This window comes from Pseudomonas alliivorans, from assembly GCF_017826695.1.
Taxonomy (GTDB): Bacteria; Pseudomonadota; Gammaproteobacteria; order Pseudomonadales; family Pseudomonadaceae; genus Aquipseudomonas; species Aquipseudomonas alliivorans.
The window spans coordinates 23491-45732 of record NZ_JAFFZW010000002.1 but is presented as its reverse complement, the minus strand read 5'-3'; the positions used below and the strand labels follow the sequence as shown (position 1 = coordinate 45732).

At 59.4% G+C, this 22242-nt stretch carries 24 protein-coding genes and 1 pseudogene; 18 read left to right on the top strand and 7 right to left on the bottom strand.

All coding sequences use genetic code 11. From position 1 onward, the window contains the following. Positions 1-35: 35 nt before the first annotated feature. Positions 36-578, top strand: coding sequence for a sigma factor-like helix-turn-helix DNA-binding protein (locus JTJ32_RS04915; RefSeq protein ID WP_210041817.1), 543 nt, complete (start codon positions 36-38; stop codon positions 576-578). Positions 579-666: 88 nt separating this feature from the next. Next, positions 667-1803 (top strand): M14 family metallopeptidase, encoded by a 1137-nt coding sequence (locus JTJ32_RS04910; RefSeq protein ID WP_210041191.1) that lies wholly within the window; start codon positions 667-669, stop codon positions 1801-1803. Between the two features lie 107 nt (positions 1804-1910). On the opposite strand, the gene JTJ32_RS04905 is transcribed toward JTJ32_RS04910, so the two are convergent. After that, positions 1911-3146 (bottom strand): MFS transporter, encoded by a 1236-nt coding sequence (locus tag JTJ32_RS04905; protein WP_210041189.1) that lies wholly within the window; start codon positions 3144-3146, stop codon positions 1911-1913. A gap of 105 nt (positions 3147-3251) precedes the next feature. On the opposite strand from JTJ32_RS04905, the gene JTJ32_RS04900 reads away from it, so the two are divergent. Next, the gene (locus tag JTJ32_RS04900; protein ID WP_210041187.1) at positions 3252-3797 is read left to right on the top strand and encodes a TetR/AcrR family transcriptional regulator; all 546 of its coding nucleotides are present in this window, start codon (positions 3252-3254) and stop codon (positions 3795-3797) included. 77 nt (positions 3798-3874) lie between these two features. Further along, the gene (locus JTJ32_RS04895) at positions 3875-5179 is read left to right on the top strand and encodes a leucine-rich repeat-containing protein kinase family protein (protein WP_210041186.1); all 1305 of its coding nucleotides are present in this window, start codon (positions 3875-3877) and stop codon (positions 5177-5179) included. Between the two features lie 21 nt (positions 5180-5200). Here JTJ32_RS04895 and JTJ32_RS04890 read toward each other — a convergent pair whose 3' ends face one another. Then, positions 5201-5905: a YebC/PmpR family DNA-binding transcriptional regulator gene (locus JTJ32_RS04890; RefSeq protein ID WP_099230191.1), complete on the bottom strand. Its 705-nt coding sequence runs from the start codon at positions 5903-5905 to the stop codon at positions 5201-5203. A gap of 328 nt (positions 5906-6233) precedes the next feature. Between JTJ32_RS04890 and JTJ32_RS04885 the strand changes: the two genes are divergently transcribed. Continuing rightward, entirely contained in the window at positions 6234-8192 is a 1959-nt protein-coding gene (locus tag JTJ32_RS04885; RefSeq protein WP_210041184.1) for a type VI secretion system Vgr family protein, read from the top strand. Here the strand turns inward: JTJ32_RS04885 and JTJ32_RS04880 are convergent. Both JTJ32_RS04880 and JTJ32_RS04875 read right to left on the bottom strand, forming a co-directional pair. Next, complete coding sequence (locus JTJ32_RS04880) at positions 8179-8952, bottom strand: enoyl-CoA hydratase (RefSeq protein ID WP_099230187.1); 774 nt, start codon at positions 8950-8952, stop codon at positions 8179-8181. The genes JTJ32_RS04885 and JTJ32_RS04880 overlap by 14 nt on opposite strands. A gap of 91 nt (positions 8953-9043) precedes the next feature. Continuing rightward, positions 9044-10264, bottom strand: a complete 1221-nt coding sequence (locus JTJ32_RS04875; protein WP_210041182.1) for an acetyl-CoA C-acyltransferase — start codon at positions 10262-10264, stop codon at positions 9044-9046. A gap of 204 nt (positions 10265-10468) precedes the next feature. Between JTJ32_RS04875 and JTJ32_RS04870 the strand changes: the two genes are divergently transcribed. Next, the gene (locus JTJ32_RS04870) at positions 10469-10948 is read left to right on the top strand and encodes an LEA/WHy family protein (protein WP_210041180.1); all 480 of its coding nucleotides are present in this window, start codon (positions 10469-10471) and stop codon (positions 10946-10948) included. Between the two features lie 43 nt (positions 10949-10991). Here the strand turns inward: JTJ32_RS04870 and JTJ32_RS04865 are convergent, their stop codons facing one another. Next, the gene (locus JTJ32_RS04865) at positions 10992-11246 is read right to left on the bottom strand and encodes a hypothetical protein (RefSeq protein ID WP_004882073.1); all 255 of its coding nucleotides are present in this window, start codon (positions 11244-11246) and stop codon (positions 10992-10994) included. 153 nt (positions 11247-11399) lie between these two features. On the opposite strand from JTJ32_RS04865, the gene JTJ32_RS04860 reads away from it, so the two are divergent. Continuing rightward, the gene (locus tag JTJ32_RS04860) at positions 11400-11717 is read left to right on the top strand and encodes an ElaB/YgaM/YqjD family protein (protein WP_099230181.1); all 318 of its coding nucleotides are present in this window, start codon (positions 11400-11402) and stop codon (positions 11715-11717) included. Positions 11718-11790: 73 nt separating this feature from the next. Here the strand turns inward: JTJ32_RS04860 and JTJ32_RS04855 are convergent, their stop codons facing one another. Beyond that, a complete protein-coding gene (locus JTJ32_RS04855) occupies positions 11791-12141 on the bottom strand; it encodes a hypothetical protein (protein WP_210041178.1) in 351 nt (116 codons plus the stop codon). Positions 12142-12410: 269 nt separating this feature from the next. On the opposite strand from JTJ32_RS04855, the gene JTJ32_RS04850 reads away from it, so the two are divergent. The 9 genes and pseudogenes from JTJ32_RS04850 to JTJ32_RS04810 all read left to right on the top strand — a co-directional run. Further along, complete coding sequence (locus JTJ32_RS04850) at positions 12411-13478, top strand: M4 family metallopeptidase (protein ID WP_099230179.1); 1068 nt, start codon at positions 12411-12413, stop codon at positions 13476-13478. 19 nt (positions 13479-13497) lie between these two features. Further along, on the top strand, positions 13498-13797 hold the full coding sequence (locus JTJ32_RS04845) for a protealysin inhibitor emfourin (RefSeq protein ID WP_099230177.1): 300 nt from the start codon (positions 13498-13500) through the stop codon (positions 13795-13797). A 244-nt stretch (positions 13798-14041) separates the two neighbouring features. Next, positions 14042-14671: a paraquat-inducible protein A gene (locus JTJ32_RS04840; RefSeq protein ID WP_099230175.1), complete on the top strand. Its 630-nt coding sequence runs from the start codon at positions 14042-14044 to the stop codon at positions 14669-14671. Further along, positions 14668-15282, top strand: coding sequence for a paraquat-inducible protein A (locus JTJ32_RS04835; protein ID WP_099230173.1), 615 nt, complete (start codon positions 14668-14670; stop codon positions 15280-15282). Before JTJ32_RS04840 ends, JTJ32_RS04835 begins: the two co-directional genes overlap by 4 nt. Continuing rightward, on the top strand, positions 15275-16951 hold the full coding sequence (locus JTJ32_RS04830) for a PqiB family protein (protein ID WP_184322950.1): 1677 nt from the start codon (positions 15275-15277) through the stop codon (positions 16949-16951). Before JTJ32_RS04835 ends, JTJ32_RS04830 begins: the two co-directional genes overlap by 8 nt. After that, positions 16948-17568 (top strand): PqiC family protein, encoded by a 621-nt coding sequence (locus tag JTJ32_RS04825; protein ID WP_210041176.1) that lies wholly within the window; start codon positions 16948-16950, stop codon positions 17566-17568. The genes JTJ32_RS04830 and JTJ32_RS04825 overlap by 4 nt, the downstream gene beginning before the upstream one ends. Before the next feature lie 296 nt (positions 17569-17864). After that, a complete protein-coding gene (locus JTJ32_RS04820; protein ID WP_184322952.1) occupies positions 17865-18314 on the top strand; it encodes a helix-turn-helix domain-containing protein in 450 nt (149 codons plus the stop codon). 228 nt (positions 18315-18542) lie between these two features. After that, the gene (locus tag JTJ32_RS04815) at positions 18543-19355 is read left to right on the top strand and encodes a class I SAM-dependent methyltransferase (protein WP_184322953.1); all 813 of its coding nucleotides are present in this window, start codon (positions 18543-18545) and stop codon (positions 19353-19355) included. Positions 19356-19605: 250 nt separating this feature from the next. Beyond that, a pseudogene (locus JTJ32_RS04810) lies at positions 19606-19695 on the top strand (pirin family protein); the annotation flags it as partial. Positions 19696-19767: 72 nt separating this feature from the next. Here the strand turns inward: JTJ32_RS04810 and JTJ32_RS04805 are convergent. Beyond that, positions 19768-20631 carry an aldo/keto reductase family oxidoreductase gene (locus JTJ32_RS04805; protein ID WP_210041174.1) on the bottom strand — a complete coding sequence of 288 codons (864 nt, stop codon included), beginning with the start codon at positions 20629-20631 and terminating at the stop codon, positions 19768-19770. 99 nt (positions 20632-20730) lie between these two features. Between JTJ32_RS04805 and JTJ32_RS04800 the strand changes: the two genes are divergently transcribed. Together JTJ32_RS04800 and JTJ32_RS04795 are read left to right on the top strand one after the other, a co-directional pair. Beyond that, positions 20731-21663 carry a LysR family transcriptional regulator gene (locus JTJ32_RS04800; RefSeq protein WP_210041172.1) on the top strand — a complete coding sequence of 311 codons (933 nt, stop codon included), beginning with the start codon at positions 20731-20733 and terminating at the stop codon, positions 21661-21663. 7 nt (positions 21664-21670) lie between these two features. Next, entirely contained in the window at positions 21671-22189 is a 519-nt protein-coding gene (locus tag JTJ32_RS04795; protein ID WP_210041170.1) for a GNAT family N-acetyltransferase, read from the top strand. Positions 22190-22242: the final 53 nt, after the last annotated feature.

The following is a 22242-nucleotide window of genomic DNA, read 5'->3' as shown; positions in this document are numbered from 1 at the left end:
AAGAATTTCTATGGAAGATCAGCGAGCGATACATCATGAGTAGCCAGCTCTCGTCTTTATTGCCCCTGCCCGCCAAACTGCCAGACGTACCTCCGTCGGCGCGTACGGTCGAAACACGTCACGCCCTCGGCAGACTGTCGCGTCGTACCCGACAGATTTTCCTCCTCAGCCGTCTCGATGGCCTGCCTTACGCCGAGATTGCCCGCTTCCTTGACGTCGATCTTGCCAAAGTAGAGCGCGCGATGGTCCGCGCACTCAGGCAGGCCCATGGCTGCACCCCCGCAAAAACCCTTGATGATCAGGTCATTCAGGAACAGGCCAGCCGCTGGTACGTGCACCTGCAAAGCCCGAGCGCGACCGCGAGTGAACGGATCGAATTTCGGCACTGGCTCGACGCCGATACCAGACACCTCGCTGCATTTCAGCATAGCGAACGCGTCTGGCGTGAACTTCAGGCCCCCGCCTCACTGCTGGGCGCAGGCAACTGGCATCGGCGCAAACGACGCGCCTACCTGGCCTGGTGCCTGATGACCGCGTTCCTGTGCAGCCTGATGGTCACGGCCGAGGTGCTTTCCTGACGCTGAATGACCGTTTCAGAGAAGTCTGTGGCGAGCGGATCGGTGTAAAGTGATTGCCTTGAACGCATAACATACGCAGGCACGCACCTTGACCCTCATCATCAACGCAGACTTCGACAGCGGTAACATTCAGGTCCTGGATGCCAGCGACCCGGCTTGCATCAAACTGGCCATCAGACCCGACACCCAAAGCGGTCATTTTCAGTGGTTCCACTTCAAGGTCGAGGGCATGGAGGTTGGCGTGCCCCACACCTTCAGCCTGACCAACGCTAGCGAATCGACGTTCAATAACGCATGGACCGGTTACCACGCGGTTGCGTCCTACGACCACGAGGAATGGTTCCGGGTACCTTCAGGGTTCGATGGCAAGGCTCTCGATTTCAGCCTGTCGCCAAGCCAGCCGCAAATCTGGTTCGCATATTTCGAACCCTACAGCCGCAAGCGTCATGACGAACTGATCGAGCAAGCTCAGGAACAGGCCGGGATGCAACTGCTGGCGACCGGCAAAAGCGTCGAGGGCCGCGATATTCAGTTACTGCGCAAAGGCGACGGCGCCGAAGGCAAGCGCAACATCTGGATGATCGCCCAGCAGCACCCCGGCGAGCACATGGCCGAATGGTTCATGGAAGGGGTTATCGAGCGCCTTCAGCAGGACGGCGATGCCGCCATGCAGCAGCTCTTGGCCAATGCTGACCTTTATCTGGTGCCAAACGTGAACCCCGACGGCGCTTTTCACGGTCACTTGCGCACCAATGCCAACGGCAAGGATCTGAATCGCGCCTGGCAAGACAGCACCGAGGAAGTCAGCCCTGAGGTGTTTTTCGTCAAACAGCAGATGGAGCAGTACGGTGTTGACCTGTTCCTTGACGTGCATGGCGACGAGGAAATCCCCTACGTCTTCACGGCCGCCTGCGAAGGCAACCCAGGCTATACCGCCAAACAGCAGCAACTGGAAGAGCAATTCCGTCGCCGCCTGGGCGAGATCACGGTCGACTTTCAGAGCGTGTACGGTTACCCACGAAGCGCCCCAGGCCAGGCCAATATGAACCTGGCCTGCAACAGCGTTGGCGAGCGTTACAAATGCCTGGCCTTGACGCTGGAGATGCCGTTCAAGGACAACGACAACGCCCCCGACCCTGTCACTGGCTGGTCAGGCAAACGCTCGGCGCAGCTGGGCAAGGACGTGCTGAGCGTGCTGGCAGAAATGGTTCAGGACCTGCGCTGACGGTAATAGCTTCATTTCAGACACAGAGATGTCGCTCGATAAACCGAATCGCCGGCAAGCCGCCTTCCCTATGGGGCGGCGTTTGCCCGGTAGAGGCGTGCCCGCAATCACGCGACACGTTCATCGCGCGCCGTGCCTGCACCTGCACCTGCACCTGCAGCACGGCGCACCAGCAAACTGCTCAACGCCATCAATGCCAATACGATAACGATCCCGCCATAGACATTGCTGGTCATCACCAGACCAAACGAGCGGGCAGCAAAACCGGCTGCCAGAGCTGGCATACAGAACGCCAGATAGCTCAATACCAGAAACGCTGACATAAGGCCCGCTCGCTCATGTGCGTGCGCCGTCGGCATGAGCATGCGCAACGCGCCGAGAAAGCTCGATCCGAAGCCGACTCCGGCGATCATCGCACCGCAGAAGAACAGCCAGAGCACGCCTGAGTTGACGGCCAGCAGAATCACCGCAACCCCGACAATCATGAAACTTGCCCCGACCCAGAGACCCAGCTCTGGAGCGCGCTGACGCAGGATCATAATGGCCAGCGCACCACTCAGCGTCAGCGCTGCGACAGCCAGCCCGCCATCCAGCGGCGAGGTCGAACCAGTGGCAGCGGCCAGCAATGACGGGCTCAAGGACAGAAAGAAGCCCCCCAACGCCCACGCGGCTATGTCCACCGGCAGCACCAGCAACAACATGCGCCTGGCCTGCACCGGCACATGCAGCGAAGGTTTCAGGGACTGCCATGCGCCCGGTTGCGGACTGACCGTCTCGGGCACTCGCTTCAGGTAAGCGGCCTGCGCCAGAAAGGCCGCCAGCAACAAGCAGTAAGCCAGCAACAAGGGATGCGGCGCGAACTGCACCAACAGCGCAGTACCCAACGCACCGACCGCCATGCCCAACATCGGAGAAATACTGTTGATCAACGGTCCACGGACCTGATCACTGTCCAGCAACGCAGCCCCCAGCGCACTGGCAGCCAACCCTGTAGCGAACCCTTGAAGCAGCCGCGCGATCACCAGCCAGGTCACATCCGTGGCGGCGATGAAGCACAGCATGGAAACGGCCTGGATCAGCAAGGCGCCGAGAATCACAGGCCGTCTACCCAGATGATCGGAAAGCGATCCGCCCATTAGCAGCGCGGCCAGCAGACTGAATGCATAGACCGCAAAAATCAGCGTGAGCATCCCGGAAGAAAAGCCCCATGCTTCCTGATACAGGTGATAAAGCGGCGTAGGCGTGCTGGATGCAGCAAAGAAACACAGGGTCGTGAAGGCCAGAAAGACCAGATGGCTTCGCTCCCGGCCATCGAGCTGCGGGTTCTGCAAAGTTAGGGACATGGGTACACTCTCCACTGACGCAATCTTTAAAGCCATTAATTAGCTTTTGCGGAGTGTGCTGTCTGATGCCGCTTAAAGCAAATACTTTGTGTTAAGGTCCGCCGTATGGCTATCAAAGAAGCAGTACGCACCGGAGGCCGCAGCGCCCGTGTGCAGGAATCCATTCACCGTGCCGTTCGCGATCTGTTGCTGGAACAGGACCGCTCGACACTCAGCGTGCCTCTGATCGCGACCCGTGCCGGGGTTACGCCGTCGACCATCTACCGTCGCTGGGGCGATCTGACCAACCTGTTGGCTGATGTCGCCATCGCGCGGCTTCGCCCGGATGAACCCATCGATCATGGCAATCTGCGCCTGGACCTGTTGAGCTGGAGCGAGATGTACCTGGACGAAATGTCTTCGGCACCTGGACGAGAGATGATGCGTGACGTCGCCGCCAGCGCTTCCAACAGTGGCGGCAAATGCGCCTCTATCGTCCGCGAGCAGCTGCAGACCATTATCGATCGCGCTGCGAGTCGTAACGAGCCGTCGCCCTCGGCCGACGAGCTGATCGATGCCATCGTCGCCCCCATGATCTACCGGATTCTCTACTCCGAGTCCCCACCGACCCTGGCCGCCGTGCATCAGTGGGTAGAGCGCTGCCTGTCTTGACGGGTGATATGTGCGGCGAGCGGCGAAAACTGCCGCTATGATGCGCGCTTGTCCGATTGAAGACCGAACCCACACTTATGCATACCCTCGCAGACCTGCGCGCCGGCAAGCTGGCCGGCATACGGCGTCTTGACCTGTCCTGCGGGCTGACCGAATTCCCGCAGGAAATATTCGATCTGGCGGACACGCTGGAAGTCCTCAACCTCAGCGGCAATTCGTTGAGCGATCTGCCGGACGATCTGTACCGCCTGACCCGGCTGCAGGTTCTCTTCGGGTCCGATAACGCCTTTACCCACTTGCCCGAGTGCATCGGGCAGTGTGAGCAGTTGCGCCTTGTCGGCTTCAAGGCCAACCGTATTCAGCACGTCAGCGCATCGGCGCTGCCGCCACGCCTGCGCTGGCTGATTCTGACCGACAACCGCATCGAATCACTGCCTGACGAACTGGGTCTCCGACGCGATCTGCAAAAGCTGATGCTGGCCGGCAACCGGTTACAAAGTCTGCCGCCGACACTGGCCGACTGCCACAGGCTGGAGCTGATCCGGATGTCCGCCAACCGGCTGACCGAACTGCCTGACTGGCTGTTGCAACTGCCCTCCCTCGCCTGGCTGGCGTTTGCAGATAACCCGCTGTGCCCAGAGCACCAGGATCTGCCCGTGCGGCAGATTCCGTGGCAGCGATTGAACCTGGGGCAGCGTCTGGGTGAAGGAGCGTCAGGCGTCATTCAGCAGGCCGAATGGCAGGACGACGGGCAGGCGCGAACAGTAGCAATCAAGCTGTACAAGGGTAACGTGACCAGCGATGGCTCGCCGCTCGATGAAATGGCAGCCTGCATTGCCGCTGGCCGCCACGTGCATCTGATAGAGGTACTGGGACAGATCTCGAATCACCCCGACCAGCAACGGGGACTTGTTATGGAGCTGATAGCCCCCGACTTCACCAACCTTGCCGGTCCGCCCAGCCTGGACTCCTGCAGTCGCGATATCTATGGCGCGGATACGCGGTTCTCGTTGTCGGAACTGCTGCGTCTGGCGACCGGTATCGCATCGGTCACCGCTCATCTGCACGCGTGCGGCATCAGCCACGGCGACCTGTATGGCCACAATATTCTTGTGCAGGAAAACGGCAATTGTCTGCTGGGGGACTTCGGCGCGGCAACCTTTCATCCTTCAGTATCTGCCGGGCACGCGCTGCAACGCCTGGAGACGCGGGCGTTCGGTATTCTGCTCGGGGAATTGCTGGAGCGTTGCGAGCCGTCAGGCGAAAACCCGGAAGTCCTCGAAGGACTTGGGCAGCTTCAAAAAAACTGCATCCAGCCTGACTGCAAACGCAGGCCGACGCTTGAGGAAGTGTCTGTGAAGCTGCAGGCATGGAGCGCCTGAGGCGCTCCCTACCCACTCTGATCAGCCGGCCAGACCCACGTAGACGTTCTGTACGTCGTCGTGGTTGTCGATGGCTTCCAGGAAAGCTTCGACTTCTGCCATCTGCTCTTCGGTCAAGCCGTCCACGGTGCTTTTCGGACGATAGCCCAATTGCGCCGACTGCACGGTAAAGCCGAATTCCGGCAACTTCTTGCACACCGCGTCCATGTCTGTAGGGTCGGTCAGGAACAGGGTGGCACCCTCTTCAGCCGCCTCACAGTCCTGAGCGCCCGCTTCGATGGCCGCTTCGTCCGGATCGGCGTCCGGCGATGCAGGCACCGCTTCGATCATGCCCTGGTAGTTGAAATCCCAGGACACCGAGCCTGCGGCGCCCAACTGCCCCTTGCGAAACAGCACGCGAATTTCCGACACGGTACGGTTGATGTTATCGGTCAGGCACTCGACGATCACGGGCACGCGATGCGGTGCGAAACCTTCATAGGTCAGGTGTTCGAAGTTGACGCTTTCGCCCAGCAGGCCTGCGCCCTTTTTGATCGCGCGCTCCAGGGTTTCACGGGGCATCGACGCTTTCTTGGCCTGCTCCACCACCAGACGCAAACGCGAGTTCATGTCCGGGTCGGCACCTGCGCGGGCAGCGATCATGATTTCCTTGGACAGCTTGCCGAACGTACGTCCCTTGGCGTTGGCTGCTGCTTCTTTATGCTTGACCTTCCACTGTGCGCCCATGTCTGCTCTCTTGATCCAGTGTGCGTCCCGCCCGCTGCGACCGCGAGGCAGCCTGCAAGGGTGGCAGGACGTTGAAAATAGGGGTGGCCGGCAAAGACATTTCCGGCGCGACGCATTTTATACGTGATCACGCCAGATGAAACCCCTGCCGGGCTGTGATTGCTCGATGCGCGTGTCGCCGTGCTGGGTGACCAAGGCCTGTTCGCACTTTGTCGTGTAGTCCTTTTCTGAAAAACCTTGAAACGATGCTTTTGCACTCAAGCATTTCGTACCCTTCGCACCCTGAATTTCAAGGTGGGAGCGCCCGAAGATGTGCAAAGACCCGCAAATGCCAATGACTTTGGTGATTGCCGACTGCCAGATGGATCTGCATGTCATCAGCTTTACCGGGCTGGATGCCTTGAACGAAGTGTACCGCTTCGACATTGATCTGATCGGCACTGAAGCCTCGCTGGACACGGCCAGCCTGATCGGGCGCAGCGCTTCACTCGGCTTCGGCCGGTCCGGTCAAGGCGTGCACGGCCTGATCCATCATGCACTGGAAGTGTATGTCGGCAGCCGCCTTACGCATTATCGGCTGGTTCTGATGCCTGCCTTGCAAAACCTGGCCGGACAGCCTCGACGCCACGCATACCATGACATGAGCGCTCCGCAGTTGATTACCCACCTGCTTGAACGCGAAGGGCTGCAGACTGGCGAATACCGCTTCGAACAGATGACGGGGCTTTATCCGCGTCGCGCCCTGTGCATCCAGTACGACGAGACCGATCTGCACCTGTTGCAGCGCCTGTGCGAGGAGGAAGGCATTCACTTCCGTTTCGAGCATGCGCCCGATAGCCATACGCTGGTATTTTCGGACGATCCCGCCAGCTTTCCCGAACATCGGCTGCCGACACGGTTTCGTCGCGAACGCGAACCTCACGATCATTCACCTGCTCTCTCGCACCTCGCCGAACTCCGGTCGATCCACGCTGGCCTGCAAGGCGCTTTCTGGCATGCCCATGCGTCGCTCCCGCCCAAAGCCTCGAAAGAACGCCCGGACCTTGAAGCGCAAGCGCTCGACGAACCCGTTGAAACATCCCCCGGCCAGCGTCACACAGATCAGCTGACAGCCCATCGACAACAGCGCAGCGTCCGCCATCTGGAGCGGCTGCGCTGCGAGCGTCGTGACTTTCAGGGCACCAGCGATCAGCCGCACCTGCGCAGCGGCGAAGTCATGCACGTACTCGATCATCCCGAACCCCTGCTCAACGATCAGTGGCTGTTGGTCGAAGTGTGCCATGCGGGCAGGCAGTTACAGACACTGGAAGGCATTGACCCCAACGACATTGCGGCTATCGTCAGTGCGCTGCCTGAAACGGAAAACGGACTGATGACTGATCACATCGTTTCGGCGGGTGGCTACACAAATCGGTTCAAGGTGCAGCCCTGGGCGATGCCTTTTCGTCCGTCGATCAGACACCCCAAGCCAAGGATCAACCAAGTTCAAGAGGCCACGCTCATGCCCATGGGGCTGGTCGTCGATGCACAAGAGGGCCTGTCAGGCCACAGGCCGATCCGTTTCGACTGGCAGAAGTCATCCGCTCTGGAAAATGAGTCAGGACAGTGGCCGCTAGCGCGCGTCATGTCCACAGGCGTCAACCCGGTCGCCCGGCTACAGGCAGGCACCCGTGTGATCATTGCGCACCTTGACAGCGATCCGGACCGCCCGGTGATCTGCGGGGTGCCCGGAGCCCTGCCTGAAAACGGAACGCGGATAAGACTGGAAGGAATAGACGTCAAGTCACCGATCTACGTGCAGTTACGATCCGGCCAGCAGTTGCATATCGAGTCGGACAAGGTCATCAAAGTGAAAGGCGAGCAGACTGAACTGCATCTGACGCCGACGGTGATTTCGGTGCTGGGCAACGGCACGCTCGACCGCTTTGCGCCCGATGTTCCGCCCGGAAAGACTGTTGCCATCAGCGATCTGCGCTTGACGAGACTGCCTGGACTGCGTGGCGCGCCGCTGGCAGCGCGGATCTGGTACATCGTGCGCATGCGCGAGCCGGGGCTGCATCATCTGGCTCGTCTGGCACCCAGGCACTTCCTGTTCGAAGGCACCACTGACAACATGGGTTACCTGGGCCTCAGCGAAGCCGATCGCCAACAACTGATCCGGGAGTATCACAAGACGCCTCAGGAACTCTGGCTGATCCATCCCGGCGAGTGCATGGCGCTGCACACCTATTTCCAGCAGAACTGGACACAGCAGCAGCGCGATGCCCTGAATATCAGCAATCCCTGAAGATGGCCGGCCGTTTTTCGATGAACGCCTGCATGCCTTCCTTCTGATCCTGGCTGGCGAAGGTGGCATGAAACAAACGGCGTTCGAAACGGATACCTTCGGCCAGACTGACCTCGAAGGCGCGGTTGACGCTCTCCTTGACCTGCATGGCGACAGGCAAGGATTTCGCGGCGATGCTGGCGGCTGCCTTCAGCGCCTCGTCGAGAAGGTCTTCCAGCGGCAGGACCCGTGAAACCATGCCTGAGCGCTCGGCTTCATGGGCATCGATCAGGCGCCCGGTCAGGCACATGTCCATGGCCTTGGCCTTGCCGACGGCCCGCGTCAGACGCTGGGTACCGCCCATGCCGGGCAGTACGCCCAGGTTGATTTCCGGCTGTCCGAAGCGGGCATTCTCTGCCGCGAGGATGAAGTCGCACATCAACGCCAATTCGCAACCGCCCCCCAATGCAAAGCCAGCGACTGCGGCGATCACCGGCTTGCGTCGGGCGGCGACACGATCACTCTCGCGAAACAGGTCATCCAGGTAGATCTGCGGATAGGTCAGATCGACCATTTCCTTGATATCCGCGCCGGCAGCAAAGGCCTTTTCCGAACCCGTGAGCACAATGCAGCCAATGGCACTGTCAGCTTCGAACGCGTCGAGCGCGTGGTTCAGCTCGTCGATCAATTGTGCGTTGAGCGCATTCAGAGCCTTGGGACGGTTGAGCGTAATGAGTCCGACACCTTCTCGAATCTCACTCAATAGAGTCTCGTAATTCATTGATAACTATCCTTTTTTATATTTTTACGACTAAAACCAGAATCAGGACAAATTACATCACAACATGATCATAAGTAATTGATTAAAATAACTATTCTACTAACTCAACCGCAATCGCCGTTGCTTCGCCGCCGCCAATGCAGATAGCCGCGATCCCGCGCTTGAGCTGCCTGCGACGCAGGGCGCCCAGCAAGGTCACGATGATGCGTGCGCCGGAGGCACCAATCGGGTGGCCCAGTGCGCAGGCTCCGCCGTTGACGTTTACCTTGTGATGCGGAATGTCCAACTGACTCATGGCGACCAGAGGCACGACGGCAAAGGCCTCATTGATCTCGAACAGATCCACGTCGTTCAACGTCCAGCCTGTCTTGCCGAGCAAGCGCCTGACTGCGCCTATTGGAGCCGTGGGAAACAGACCCGGCTCGTCGGCGAAAGCGGCGTGCCCGTGAATAACGGCAAGCGGCTTCAGCCCTCGACGCAGGGCTTCGGACTGACGCATCAGCAGCAACGCCGCAGCACCGTCGGAGATCGAACTTGCGTTGGCCGCCGTGACCGTGCCGCCTTCGCGAAAGGCTGGCTTGAGCGTCGGGATCTTGTCCAGTCGCGCCTTGGGCGGCTGCTCATCGTGGCTGATCAGGCGCTGTTCCTTGCCAATGGTGACCTGCACCGGAACGATTTCAGCGTCAAAATACCCTTCTGAAATGGCCTGCTGGGCGCGCGTCAGGGAAGCAATGGCAAACGCATCCTGAGCCTCACGGCTGAAGCCATTGTACTGCGCGCAGTCCTCGGCATAGGTGCCCATCAAGCGGCCGGGCTCATAGGCGTCTTCAAGGCCGTCCAAAAACATGTGATCCAGCACCCGCCCGTGGCCCATGCGATAACCGCCACGAGCGCGGTCCAGCAGATACGGTGCGTTGGACATACTTTCCATGCCGCCCGCCACGACAACGCGGGTGCTGCCCGCCATCAGCAGATCATGGGCCAGAATGGCGGCCTGCATACCCGAACCGCACATCTTGTTGAGCGTGGTACAGAGCGTGGCCTTGCCCAGCCCCGCGCCAAGCGCGGCCTGTCGCGCCGGCGCCTGACCGAGACCTGCGGGCAACACGCAGCCAAACAGCACGTCGTCAACGTCATGGGTATCGATACCGGCACGTTCAACGACGGCACTGATGGCCAGCGAGCCCAGACGGGTCGCACTCAGGCTTTGCAACTCACCCTGGAAACCACCCATGGGTGTGCGAGCAGCACTGACGATGACGACAGGGTCTTGGGCAGGGTCCTGATGAGGGTTCGTCCTTTCGATGGACATGGCTATCTCCAGTCTTGTTGTTATTGGATCGCTGAAATCATCAACCTGCGTGCAGCACGACGCAATGGTTGAAACAGGCAGATTAGCGGGTAACTTCACGGAAGGTGGATCATCAGGCTGAACCGGGAGGCCTGCACACACCTGCGAATCTCTTGACGGGCTCGCGGTCTGAAGGTGACTGACGCCACGTCGAGGAACCGGACAATGTCGCTACACCCAATGCGCATGGTGCTTTCAGGCCTGCTGATACTAGCGCTGAGCGCATGTACCCTGCTGCCCAACCGCGATCCGTTGACCATCAGCGTGGCAGGCATCGACCCGTTGCCGGGTCAGGGGCTGGAATTGCGCATGGCGGTGAAGCTGCGCGTGCAGAATCCGAACGAGACCGCGATCGACTACAGCGGCGTGGCGCTTGACCTTGACGTGAATGGCCGACTGCTGGCGTCTGGCGTCAGCAACCAGCACGGCTCCATCGGTTCGTTTTCGGAAGCGGTACTGGTGGTGCCGGTCAGCGTTTCGGCTTTTGCCGCATTCCGACAGGCCCTCGGCCTGAGCCAGACCCAGCGCCTGGACAACCTGCCCTACACGTTACGCGGCAAGCTGGCGGGCGGCCTGTTCGGCACGATGCGCTTCAGGGACAGCGGCACACTGGACCTGCGCCAGGCCGAAGGCGATCCCTGGTGATCGCAGGCCAGAGATAACGCGGTCTGCATGATGCAAGTGCCTGCTACTTGGCAGCCGCCATCAAGCGATTGACTTCACTGCGCACCATGTTGGCGTATTCCGGCGGGCTCATGGTGTCCAGCTCGGAACGGACCCACTCCGACCATTTGCCCTTGCGCTTGGCACGCTCGCCCATCAACCGTGCGGCCTCGCCCTTGGCCTTGCCCAGATTGCTCTGCCACAGGTCGAACAGGCGGGACTTTTCATCTTCGATAGCGGCGCGTTCAGGAAGGGGCCGGTTGGCCAGATTGAAACTCATAACGTTCACCTACGGCTAAAAACGGCTGCATCTTACACCCGTAATGGTGTTTATTTGCAGAGCCCTGCGTCAGGTCATTCAAGCCGGTGCAACTTTTCGCGAAGACAGAGACTCCATTGATCACTGTTGCCATCACTTGAAAAGGAAAATGCCATGGCTCGTAAGACCTCTGCCCAAACTGCTGCCGATCAGATCAAGGATCAGGCATTCAGCGACCTGCAGGCACTGATCGAGGAATCCGACAAACTGCTCAAGGACAGCGCAGCGCTGGTAGGCGAGGACGCAGAGACCCTGCGCGCGCAACTGAGCCTCAAGCTCAAGCAGGCACTGGATTCGGTAGCAAGCGTGCGCGATCGCGCCAAGCCCGCGGTGGATGCCACCGAAACCTACATCGGCGGACATCCATGGCAGACCGTGGCCGTTTCTGCAGGCTTCGGGCTGGTCGTGGGCTTGCTGCTGGGTCGTCGCTGATCGGCACACCGCACCAGGCAAAAAAAGGGCGTGATCGCGGTATGGCGATCACGCCCTTTTGCTGTCCGACGCCTCAGCGGGTGTACTGCACCACCGAAGGCTTGGCAAAGCGGTGTGATTTGCTGACCTTGGCCTGCAGGGCGATACGCTGCTCTTCGGCTTCAACCTCGCTCTGGTAAGGACCAAGCAACATTTGCTGCTTGCCGTCTATCGTGACAATGACGGGCACGTAACTGCGTTCAAGCAACCAGGCACTGGTGTCGCTGACCGCCTCCCTGGAGTTCATCTGGATGAACCACTGCGGGCCGGTAACCGGCGCAGTCTGAACGGTGTCCTGAGCCTTGTCTCGGGCAGGAGCCCGGGAACCGCCTGCATCGCATCCGGCAAGTGCCAGCACTGCCATGATCATTACCGTCTTGCGCACGTGAGTCTGCTCCTCGTCTGAAGTGGCGCGAGTCTAGCATTCCCGGCGCGTCGATCGAGCGACTGTGTCGAGGTGACGCAGGCCATCGAAGATAGCCGCCAACGCCCGGCCGGATTGACTATGGGCGATCAGGGTTACCGGTTTGCATACCGATCATCATGTAATCAAATATTTCTTTGGCATAAAACCCGTTTTTCACCTGTCAAACCCCCTGCGACCATGTTGATCGATGGCTTACTGCTATCGGTGCATTACTACAGGAGTTTCACATGTGCGATAGACATTCCCTGCATTGCTTCATCCCGCCTTACATGCTCGAGCATATGGCGCAGTCTCCGCAACCTGGTATCAGTGCGCGGGCCATCGCCAACCTGACCGGCAGTTCTGCATTCCTGGCCTCGCGCCTGACGGCCCGGACCATGCCCTCGATGCATGCCGTAAAATCACCGAGCGGCACCAAACATCGGGTCATTCACGATGCCAAAGGCACCGATCAGTTGCCTGGCAAGGTGGTGCGCTCCGAAGGTCAGAAGCCCAGTGGCGACAAGGCAATCGATGAAGCCTATGACGGTTCGGGTGATGTCTACGATTTTTACCAGCAATTGTTCGAGCGCAACTCGCTGGACGATGCCGGCATGGCACTGGTTTCGACCGTGCATGTCGCTGAAGTCGACTTTCAGGGCGATTATGTCCCCCTGAGCAATGCGTACTGGAACGGCAGCCAGATGGCGTACGGCGATGGCGACGATCTGGTCTTCAAGCGCTTCACCGGCAGCCTTGAAGTCATTGGCCATGAACTGACCCACGGCGTGCAGAGTTTTACGTCGAATCTGGAGTACCGCGGCCAGTCGGGCGCATTGAACGAACATTTCGCCGACGTCTTCGGCATGCTGGTGCGCCAGTGGAAAGAAGGCACCAGCGCCGAAGAGTCGGACTGGGTAGTCGGCAAGGAACTGCTGGTCCCTGCCCCGACCCGCCGCGGGATTCGTGACATGGAGAAGCCCGGAACCGCCTACGCCAACGACCCCGATCTGGGCGACGACCCACAACCGGCCACCATGGCTGACCTGTACACCGGCGCCAAGGACCGGGGTGGCGTTCATATCAATTCGGGCATCCCCAATCGTGCTTTCGTGCTGGTCGCCAAGGCGCTCGGCGGAAATGCCTGGGAAGTGGCGGGCAGAATCTGGTATGAAACCATGCTGGAACTGGCATCGGACAGCCAGTTCGTCGATTGCGCCAGAATCAGCGTTAAAGTCGCCAGCGACCCGCGTTTCGGTGCAGATGCCAAAAAAGCCGTTCAGGCCGCCTGGAAGAAGGTCGGGGTCAAGGTCTGAACATTGAAGAGGTGTAGCGATGAAAGTCTGTCTGGTCCAATCGGGCGGTTTTGCGGGTGCGATAAAGCGATGCGAGGTGGATACCACCACCCTCGAACAACCCGAGGCCGAACAGCTTGAGCGGCTGGTGAGTGACAGCGGACTGAACACTTCGGGCGAAGCCTTCAATAAAGACGGGCGAGACTTGAATCAGTACGAGATCACCATCGAGGACGACACCAGAGCCATCTGCATGACCTTCGACGAGCACAATGTCCCCCAGGCAGCTCGCCAACTGCTGGGTTATCTCAAACAGCGCGCCAGACCAGGCAAGCCTTGACGGTGGTCAGTCAGCACTGCCGGTGTTCGCAGGCGCGGACAGTGCTGACAACCGTGCCCTCGGCTGCTTCGGCCAACGCAGAGATAATGGCCCGATGACATGAACCACCGCCAGCCTCAGCGGTCAATCTTGCAGCCTTGCAGGATTGTTACGGAACGCACAGAAAAAAACACCGCAAAGCCAATAACGAGGTATCTTTCCGAACCTCCGATTTTCCAACCAGAACTCTGCATCAACGGCGTCGATGAGCACTGTGCATTCCACTAGACACCCACCGGATCTGATCATCTGCGAACACTGCGATTCGCTGTATGAAGCTCAGCCACTCAAACCCGGCGAGGCCGCGTTCTGCCTGCGCTGCCGAGCAGTGCTCGGCCGGGGACGGCGCATGAGCATTGAGCAATTGCTGGCCCTGACCATTGCCGCCGCGATCTTTTTCGTGTTCGCCAATATCTTTCCGGTGATCAGCATCAGCATGAAAGGCCTGACCAATGAGGTCACGCTCTGGCAATCGGTCGAGGCACTGGCTCAGGGGCGCATCACCATCATCGCTCTGGTCGCAGGTGTCGCGATCATCTTCGCACCGCTGTTGCAGATCGCCTTGCTGTTCTGGGTGCTGCTGCATGCCAACAGGGGCGTCATCGCGCCAGGCTTCAAGACCTGCATGCGGGCACTGGAACACTTGCGCCCCTGGAGCATGCTGGAAGTCTGCATGCTGGGCATTCTGGTGGCGATCATCAAGCTGGCGGGCATGCTCGATGTGCACCCCGGCGTCGGACTGTGGGCCATGGCAATGCTGATGGTGCTGATTCTGCTGATCGCCAACAAGGGTATTCGTGATCTGTGGGACGAACTGGGAGTCAAGGCTGAATGAACGGCATCCCCTTCGCCCATGAACACAAACTGTGCCTGTGCCACACCTGCGGTTACGCCTGCCAGGAAGACGCCAGCCGCTGCCCGCGCTGCGATTCCCCTGTGCACCGGCGCAAGCCCAACAGCATCAATCGCACCTGGGCCTATCTGATCGCGGCGCTGATTTTCTACATTCCGGCCAATACATTGCCGGTGATGTACACCGCGTTGCTGGGCAACAGCAGTCAGAACACCATCATGAGCGGCGTCATCGAATTCTTCGAAAGCGGCTCGTGGGACATTGCGATATTGATCTTCGTTGCCAGTGTGGTCGTGCCGTGCATCAAATTTCTGGTGCTGGGCATGCTGCTGATCACCTGCCAGCGCCGCAGCCGCTGGGCCATGCGCGAGCGCGCCCGTCTTTACCGGTTCATCGAACTGATCGGCTATTGGTCGATGCTCGATGTACTGGTCGTCGCCCTCGTGGCATCCCTTGTGCAGTTTCGTGAGCTGAGCACCATCGAGCCACGGATCGGCATTCTGTTTTTTGGTTTGGTTGTGGTGATGACGATGTTCGCCGCCATGAGTTTCGATCCCCGGCTTATCTGGGACGCAGAGGTTGAAGATGCCTGACAATACCCTCCCCCCATCTGCTTCGATGCCCCGCCCCGAGGTCAAGCGGCGCCGAGTGCGCATTTCGCTGATCTGGCTGGTGCCTATCGTCGCGGGGCTGATCGGCCTGTCCATGGCCTTTCATGACTGGATGAACATCGGCCCGAGGATCACCGTGAGCTTTCTCACGGCGGAGGGTCTCGAAGCCAACAAGACCCAGGTCAAGTACAAGAATGTGGTCATCGGCATGGTGACCGACATCACCCTCAGCGATGACCGCACCCATGTGCTGGCGACCATCGAACTGAATAACACTGCGCATCCGTTCACCCGTATCGACAGTCAGTTCTGGGTGGTAAGGCCGCGTATCGGTGCGCACGGTGTATCCGGCGTCGATACCTTGCTGTCGGGCGCTTTCATCGGCGCGGACGCAGGCAGCGCACAGGACACCAAGAATGACTTCACCGGCCTGGAAACGCCGCCTCCGGTGACGTTCGGCGAGAAGGGCAAGCGCTTTACCCTGCATACCGATGACCTCGGGTCACTGGACATCGGTTCGCCGATCTATTTCCGCCGTATTCAGGTCGGTCAGGTCGTCGGCTATGACCTTTCCAAGGATGGTCGTGGCGTCGACATCCAGATTTTCATCAGCTCGCCCAACGACCAGTACATCACCACCGATACCCGTTTCTGGAACGCCAGCGGCGTGGACGTCACCGTTGGCGCCTCGGGCCTCAAGATCAATACCCAGTCGCTGACCTCGATCATCTCGGGCGGCGTGGCGTTTCGCGAACCCAACTGGAGCCCGGACTCCAAGCCGGCTGACGAAAATGCCGAGTTCAAGATATTCGACGACCAGGCTACCGCGATGGCCCCGCCAGACGGCGAACCCCGCTACATCCGCATGCGCTTCAACCAGTCGCTGCGTGGCCTGACCGTCAACTCGCCAGTCGACTTCCTCGGGGTCAATATCGGCAAAGTGGTGTCGGTGGATCTGGATTACGATCCGGCCACCAAGACGTTCCCAGGCATCGTCGGCGCAGTGATCTACCCCAAGCGCCTCGGCGCAGCTGAATCCAAGCTCAAGGAGCTGGGTGGCAAGGGAGACGAAGAAGAACAGTCGGCCAGGGTTCTGGGCGCATTCGTCGCCAACGGACTGCGGGCGCAGGTTCGCAACGGCAACCTGCTGACCGGTCAGTTGTACATCGCCATGGAGTTCGACCCGAAGGCACCGAAAGTGACGTTCAACCCCAAGGCCCGTCCTCTGGAAATTCCGACCGTGCCGGGCAGCTTCGACAAACTGCAGGAACAGTTGCAGGCATTCGTCGAAAAACTCAGCGACCTGCCGATCGACCAGTTGGCCGCCAACCTCAATGGCAGCCTGAGCGAGCTTCAGAAGACCCTCAAACAGGTCAACAGCAGCATCCTGCCGCAGATGCGTGGCACTTTGCAGCAGGCGGAGAAAACCCTCGGGACCGCCAACGACTCGCTGGCTGAAGATTCACCTGCCCGTCAGCAACTGGGCCAGGCAATGGATGAGGTACAGCGCACTGCCCGCTCGGTTCGCGTGCTGACCGACTTCCTCAGCCGCCATCCTGAATCGCTGATCCGGGGTCGTACAGGCGATGCCGCCCCACGTTCATTCAACGCCCCCTCTTCATCCCGAGCCATTGCGGAGCCGAACCAATGACCCTGCGCCTTAAACTGGCAGTCCTGACCGCTGCGCTGGGCATCAGTGCCTGCACCTCGACCCAGACCCATTACTACACGCTCATCGCGCCGATGGCGTCGAACACCACCGCCAGCCAGGCAGCGCCTTTCCAGTTTGAAATGCTCCCGGTCATCATGCCGGTACAGGTCGACCAGCCGCCGCTGGTGGTACGTCAGGGCGATGGCAGCCTGGCGATACTCGACACGGAGCGCTGGGGCTCGCCGCTGGGTGACGAGTTTCATGATGCGCTGACGCCCCAGCTTGAGCGCCGCTTCGGCAGTCGCGACATGGCAGGGCTTCCCAAGAATACCGAGCAGCCCCTCTTGTCCATCCGTACGGACGTGCGACGCTTCGAATCGGTACCCGGCAATTACGCGCTGATCGATGTGGTCTGGACCCTGACTCAGCGCAGCGCAGGCGCGACGGCGGGCGACAAGCGAACCCACCTGACCTGCAGCAGCGTGATCCGTGAACAGACGGGAACAGGTATGGAAAGTCTGATCATTGCGCACCAGAAAGCCGTTGGCCGCCTGGCGGAAAAGATTGCGGGTACCGCTGAACGCTGGGCTCAGCAACCCACCGCTCGTTGCCTCTAGACGCCGACTCCCAAGCGCCAGGCGAAGCGAGGCCCTCACACAGGTCTCGCTAGCTCATCCAATGGCAGCCGCCCCACGACAGTCGTTCAACTTGGTATAAAAAAGTACCAAACCATTCAAGTCATCTATTACAATATGTAAGCATTTTCAGGCGTTTTCTGAAGTTGCGCACGTGCTCTAAGGCGTATTGGAACCGGACCGAGCTCCGATGCTCGTCGTAGACGCTGGCTGGCAAACCTTAATCATTGCGCTATTGCCGAAACACTATCGGTGAACGGAGTCTTGAGGACAGATATATGACAGGAATTGGTCCACGACTTAAACGGGAAAGGCTGCGCTTGAAGCTCTCCCAAAGCGCACTGGGTGCCATCGGGGGCGTAGAAACGAATGCGCAGAGCAACTACGAAAGTGGCATACGCTCTCCAAGGGCCGACTACCTTTCACGCATTTCCGATGCCGGCATTGATGTCACTTACGTGGTTACCGGATTCAGTCTCGAACGCTCCACCCCTCAGACAGATGCCCCCGGAAACACTCATTCGGAACGGCTGAATCGAGTACTCGGCCGTTTGCATGGCAGCCTGCACGAAGTGACCCAGAATCTTTATCACGTCACCCGGCTGATCGAAGCCCGCTCCGATGAAGAGAGTCTGGACAGATCAAATCTTGAAACAATCAAGGGCGATGCAGAAGCCATCACGCTTGCCACGGTACGCCTTATCTACATGACGTCCAGAATAAAGTAGTCTCGTAGAATCCGGTTACAAAGCCGGGCTGCAACGAACGACCACTCACCCCCTCGCGTACAGGCAAAGCCGACACCGCCGCTATGCTTGATCATTCAGGCAAGCGCACCTAGAGCACCGGCCGGGCGCCTTTCAGCCGCCCGGTCAATCTCCTTACATACCCTACCGTTGCCCATCTTCGCTGCCAGGGTGCCTGCCTCTCCAATCTGCCGGGAAAGGACACCTATCATGCACACCCCAACCGATCTGCAAGCCATCAAGGCCAGACAGAAACAAGCCTGGAGCAGTGGCGATTACACCGTTATCGGCACCACCTTATCCCTTACAGGCGAACTACTGGCTGAAGCCTGCGATTTGAACCATGACGACTACGTACTGGATGTCGCTGCCGGGAACGGAAACGCGACGCTCGCGGCCGCTCGGCGAGGCTGCATCGTCACCTCCACCGACTATGTGGCCGCACTGCTGGAGCGAGGCAGGGAACGGGCACGCGCCGAGCATTTTGATGTTGCGTTCCAGGAAGCCGATGCAGAAGCGCTCCCGTTCGAGGACGCGACATTTGACGCGGTGCTGTCGACCTTTGGCGTGATGTTCACTCCGGATCAGGAGCGAGCAGCAGCGGAACTGACCAGAGTGTGTCGCCCCAATGGCAGAATAGGCTTGACGTGCTGGACGCCCGAAGGGTTCGTGGGCCAGATGTTCTCGACACTGAGCCGCTACATTTCTCCTCCCAAGGGCGCGACAAGGCCCTCGGACTGGGGCGTCAAGGGCCATATTCACAGGCTGTTCGCAGGCGAGGCAGCCGAGATTCGGAGCAACCTCAGGCTGTTCAACTTCCGCTACCGATCAGCAGAGCATTTCGTCGAAACGTTCAGCCGTTGGTACGGCCCGGTGCATAAGGCATTCAAGGCACTTTCAAAAGCTGAGGCGGAGGATCTGAAGGCTGATTTGAGTGAATTGCTCAACCGGATGAATCGCTCTTCCAGAAAGTCACTGGTCGTTCCAGCGGAATACCTGGAGATCGTGATCATTCGCAAATGACGCCCCACGGGTGCTCGCGCCACTTGCCCTGAAAGAAATCGATAAAGGTTCTGATTCGTGGACTCAGGTGTTTTCGGTCCGAGTACAAGAGATCACGGTGCATCCTCTCTGTTGGCATTCCCGGGATCATGACCAGCGTCCAACGCTGTGATCTCGGCTGACAAAAAGGTTAGAGCAGCACCTGTGCGCTTGATACAGCCGGCGGGGCACACCAGCTGTGACGTCAATTCACAGGAAGCACCGTCGGCGGCTCGGTTCTGCCATCAAGCATCCGCACGATATGGTGATGGGTTACTACTCGGTGCACACCAGCAAGGCGGCGCTTGATCAGGGTGAGTAAGAGATCAAACGCATTGGCGCCTTGCTGCGCCAGGCAGGTCGATTGGGTTAAAACGCTTCGCCAACGCGTTCGTCAGGCAATACTGTCCAGCTCGGCCAAAAGCTCAGGGGGAATCACCAGGCTACACGCACTGAGGTTTTCCCTGAGATGCGCCACCGAGGACGTTCCGGGAATCAACAGAATGTTGTCGCCACGCTGCATCAGCCAGGCCAACGCCACGCATAGCGTTGACGCGCCCATTGCCGTGGCTACGCGTGACAGAGTCGCCGATTGCAACGGCGAAAAACCTCCCAACGGAAAGAACGGCACATAAGCGATGCCCTGCCTGCCCAGTTCCGAAATCAGGGATTCGTCGACTCGATGGGACAGGTTGTAGTGATTTTGCACGCAGACAATATCAGCAATGCCCTGAGCTTCTTGCACCTGTGCTGCCGTCACATTGCTGAGGCCCAGATGACGGATGAGTCCCTGACGCTGCAACTCTGCGAGCGCGGTGAACGATGCTTCTATGGAGCCTTCAGAAGGCGCCTGGTGAGCACCCCAGGCCCGAAAATTGACAACATCCAGAACGTCCAGCCCAAGATTGCGCAGGTTGTCGTGCACAGCGCGGACCAGCTCTTCCGGGCGTTGTGCCGGATTCCAGGACGCATCGGTACCGCGCATGACGCCGACCTTGGTGACGATGACAAGCTCCTCGGCATAAGGATGCAGTGCCTCACGGATCAACTGGTTGGTGACATGCGGGCCGTAAAAGTCGGCCGTGTCGATATGGTTGACGCCCGCCTTCACCGCTTCGCTAAGGACCGCGACCGCTGCCGCCGGATCTTTTGCCGGGCCGAACACCTGCGGACCTGCCAACTGCATGGCCCCGTATCCCATGCGGTTGACCCTCAGGTCACCCAGCATAAATGTGTCTGAATTGCTCGCAGTGCTCATCTGATGTGTCTCGTTTGAAGGTGTGAGTCGCACTATATGCGTCGAGCACTGCTACGATAATCGGGTGCAATCTGCACAGGTTGTACGGTAGGGAGAACAATGAAAACCGACCTTCAGGATTTGCTCGCCTTCGTGGCGGTCGTCAACGCCAAGGGCTTTCGTGAGGCGGCGCGTTTGAGCGGACAATCCGCCTCCAGCCTCAGCGACGCCATTCGCCGGATGGAAACCCGGCTGGGCGTTCGGCTGCTCAACCGCACCACGCGCAGTGTTTTGCCCACCGAAGCGGGCGCAAAACTGATGGAACGCATCGTTCCCGCGCTGGGCGAAGTCGAATCGGCTTTGGACGTGGTCAACGATTTTCGTGACCGTCCCTCGGGATCTCTGAAACTGAACGTGCCGCTCAGCGTCGCCCGACTGGTGCTGCCGTCGATCGTCACACCCTTTTTGCAAACCTACCCCGATATCCGCCTCGAAGTGATCATTGAGGAAAGCTTCGTCGACATACTCGCGGCCGGATGCGATGCCGGCATTCGCTATGACGAGCGACTGGAGCAGGACATGATCGCTGTGCCCATCGGACCGCGCACCCAGCGCTTCGCCACCGCAGCTTCGCCCAAGTACCTCGACGTTCGGGGCCGTCCCGGGCACCCTCGGGACCTGCTCGACCACGCCTGCCTGCGAGGCAAATTCCCCAGCGGCTCAATTCCGCTCTGGGAGTACGAAAACCCGCACGAGACCCTCCGCGTCGATCCGAGCGGCCCGATGATTTTCAGCATCGGCGGTGGCGTCGAATTGGCCGTACAGTCCGCCATTGACGGGTTGGGTGTTATCAATCTGTTCGATGAGTGGCTCAAGCCCTACTTCGACACGGGCGAACTGGAGCCCGTTCTTGAATCATGGTGGCCGAGTTTTCCCGGGCCGTATCTTTACTACCCCGGACGACGATACCTGCCGTCGCCCTTGCGGGCTTTTGTGGATTTCGTGCAGTCTCATCAGACTGCAGTACACCCATCCGATGCCTCTCAACAGTGACAACACAATGACTGAACGCCATTTACGCTTGCTCTACAGGAAACCCACGCACGCTGACCTGCCAGCGCTTTTCGACATTTACGGCGATCCACAAACCCACCTGTTCAATCCGGCAGGCCCGTTGCGCACCCTTGCTCATGCCGAAAAAGTCCTGGAGCGCTGGCTTGAGCATTGGTCCCTGCAGGGTTATGGCTGGTGGGCCGTTACTACTGAGTATTCGCCAGATCAGGTGATTGGGTTCGGCGGCATCGCACACCACGACTATCTGGGCGAGATGCGCGTCAATCTGGGTTATCGCTTCGCGGTTAGCGCATGGGGCAAAGGATTCGCTACGCAACTGGGTAAAGCGGGACTGGTCCACGCCTTCGAAACGCTACAGTTGCCTGATGTCTACGGGCTGGTACGGCCTGATCATGCGGCTTCTATCAAGGTGCTTGAGAAAATTGGCATGCAGCGCATTGGCATCCAGGATGACGTGCCGGGCCAAGCCCCAAGCCTGGTGTTCAAGGCAAGCGCCGACGCCTGAAAAGACAATCATGACCCTGTTGTCCACACCTAAAATCTTAACAAGCTGAATCG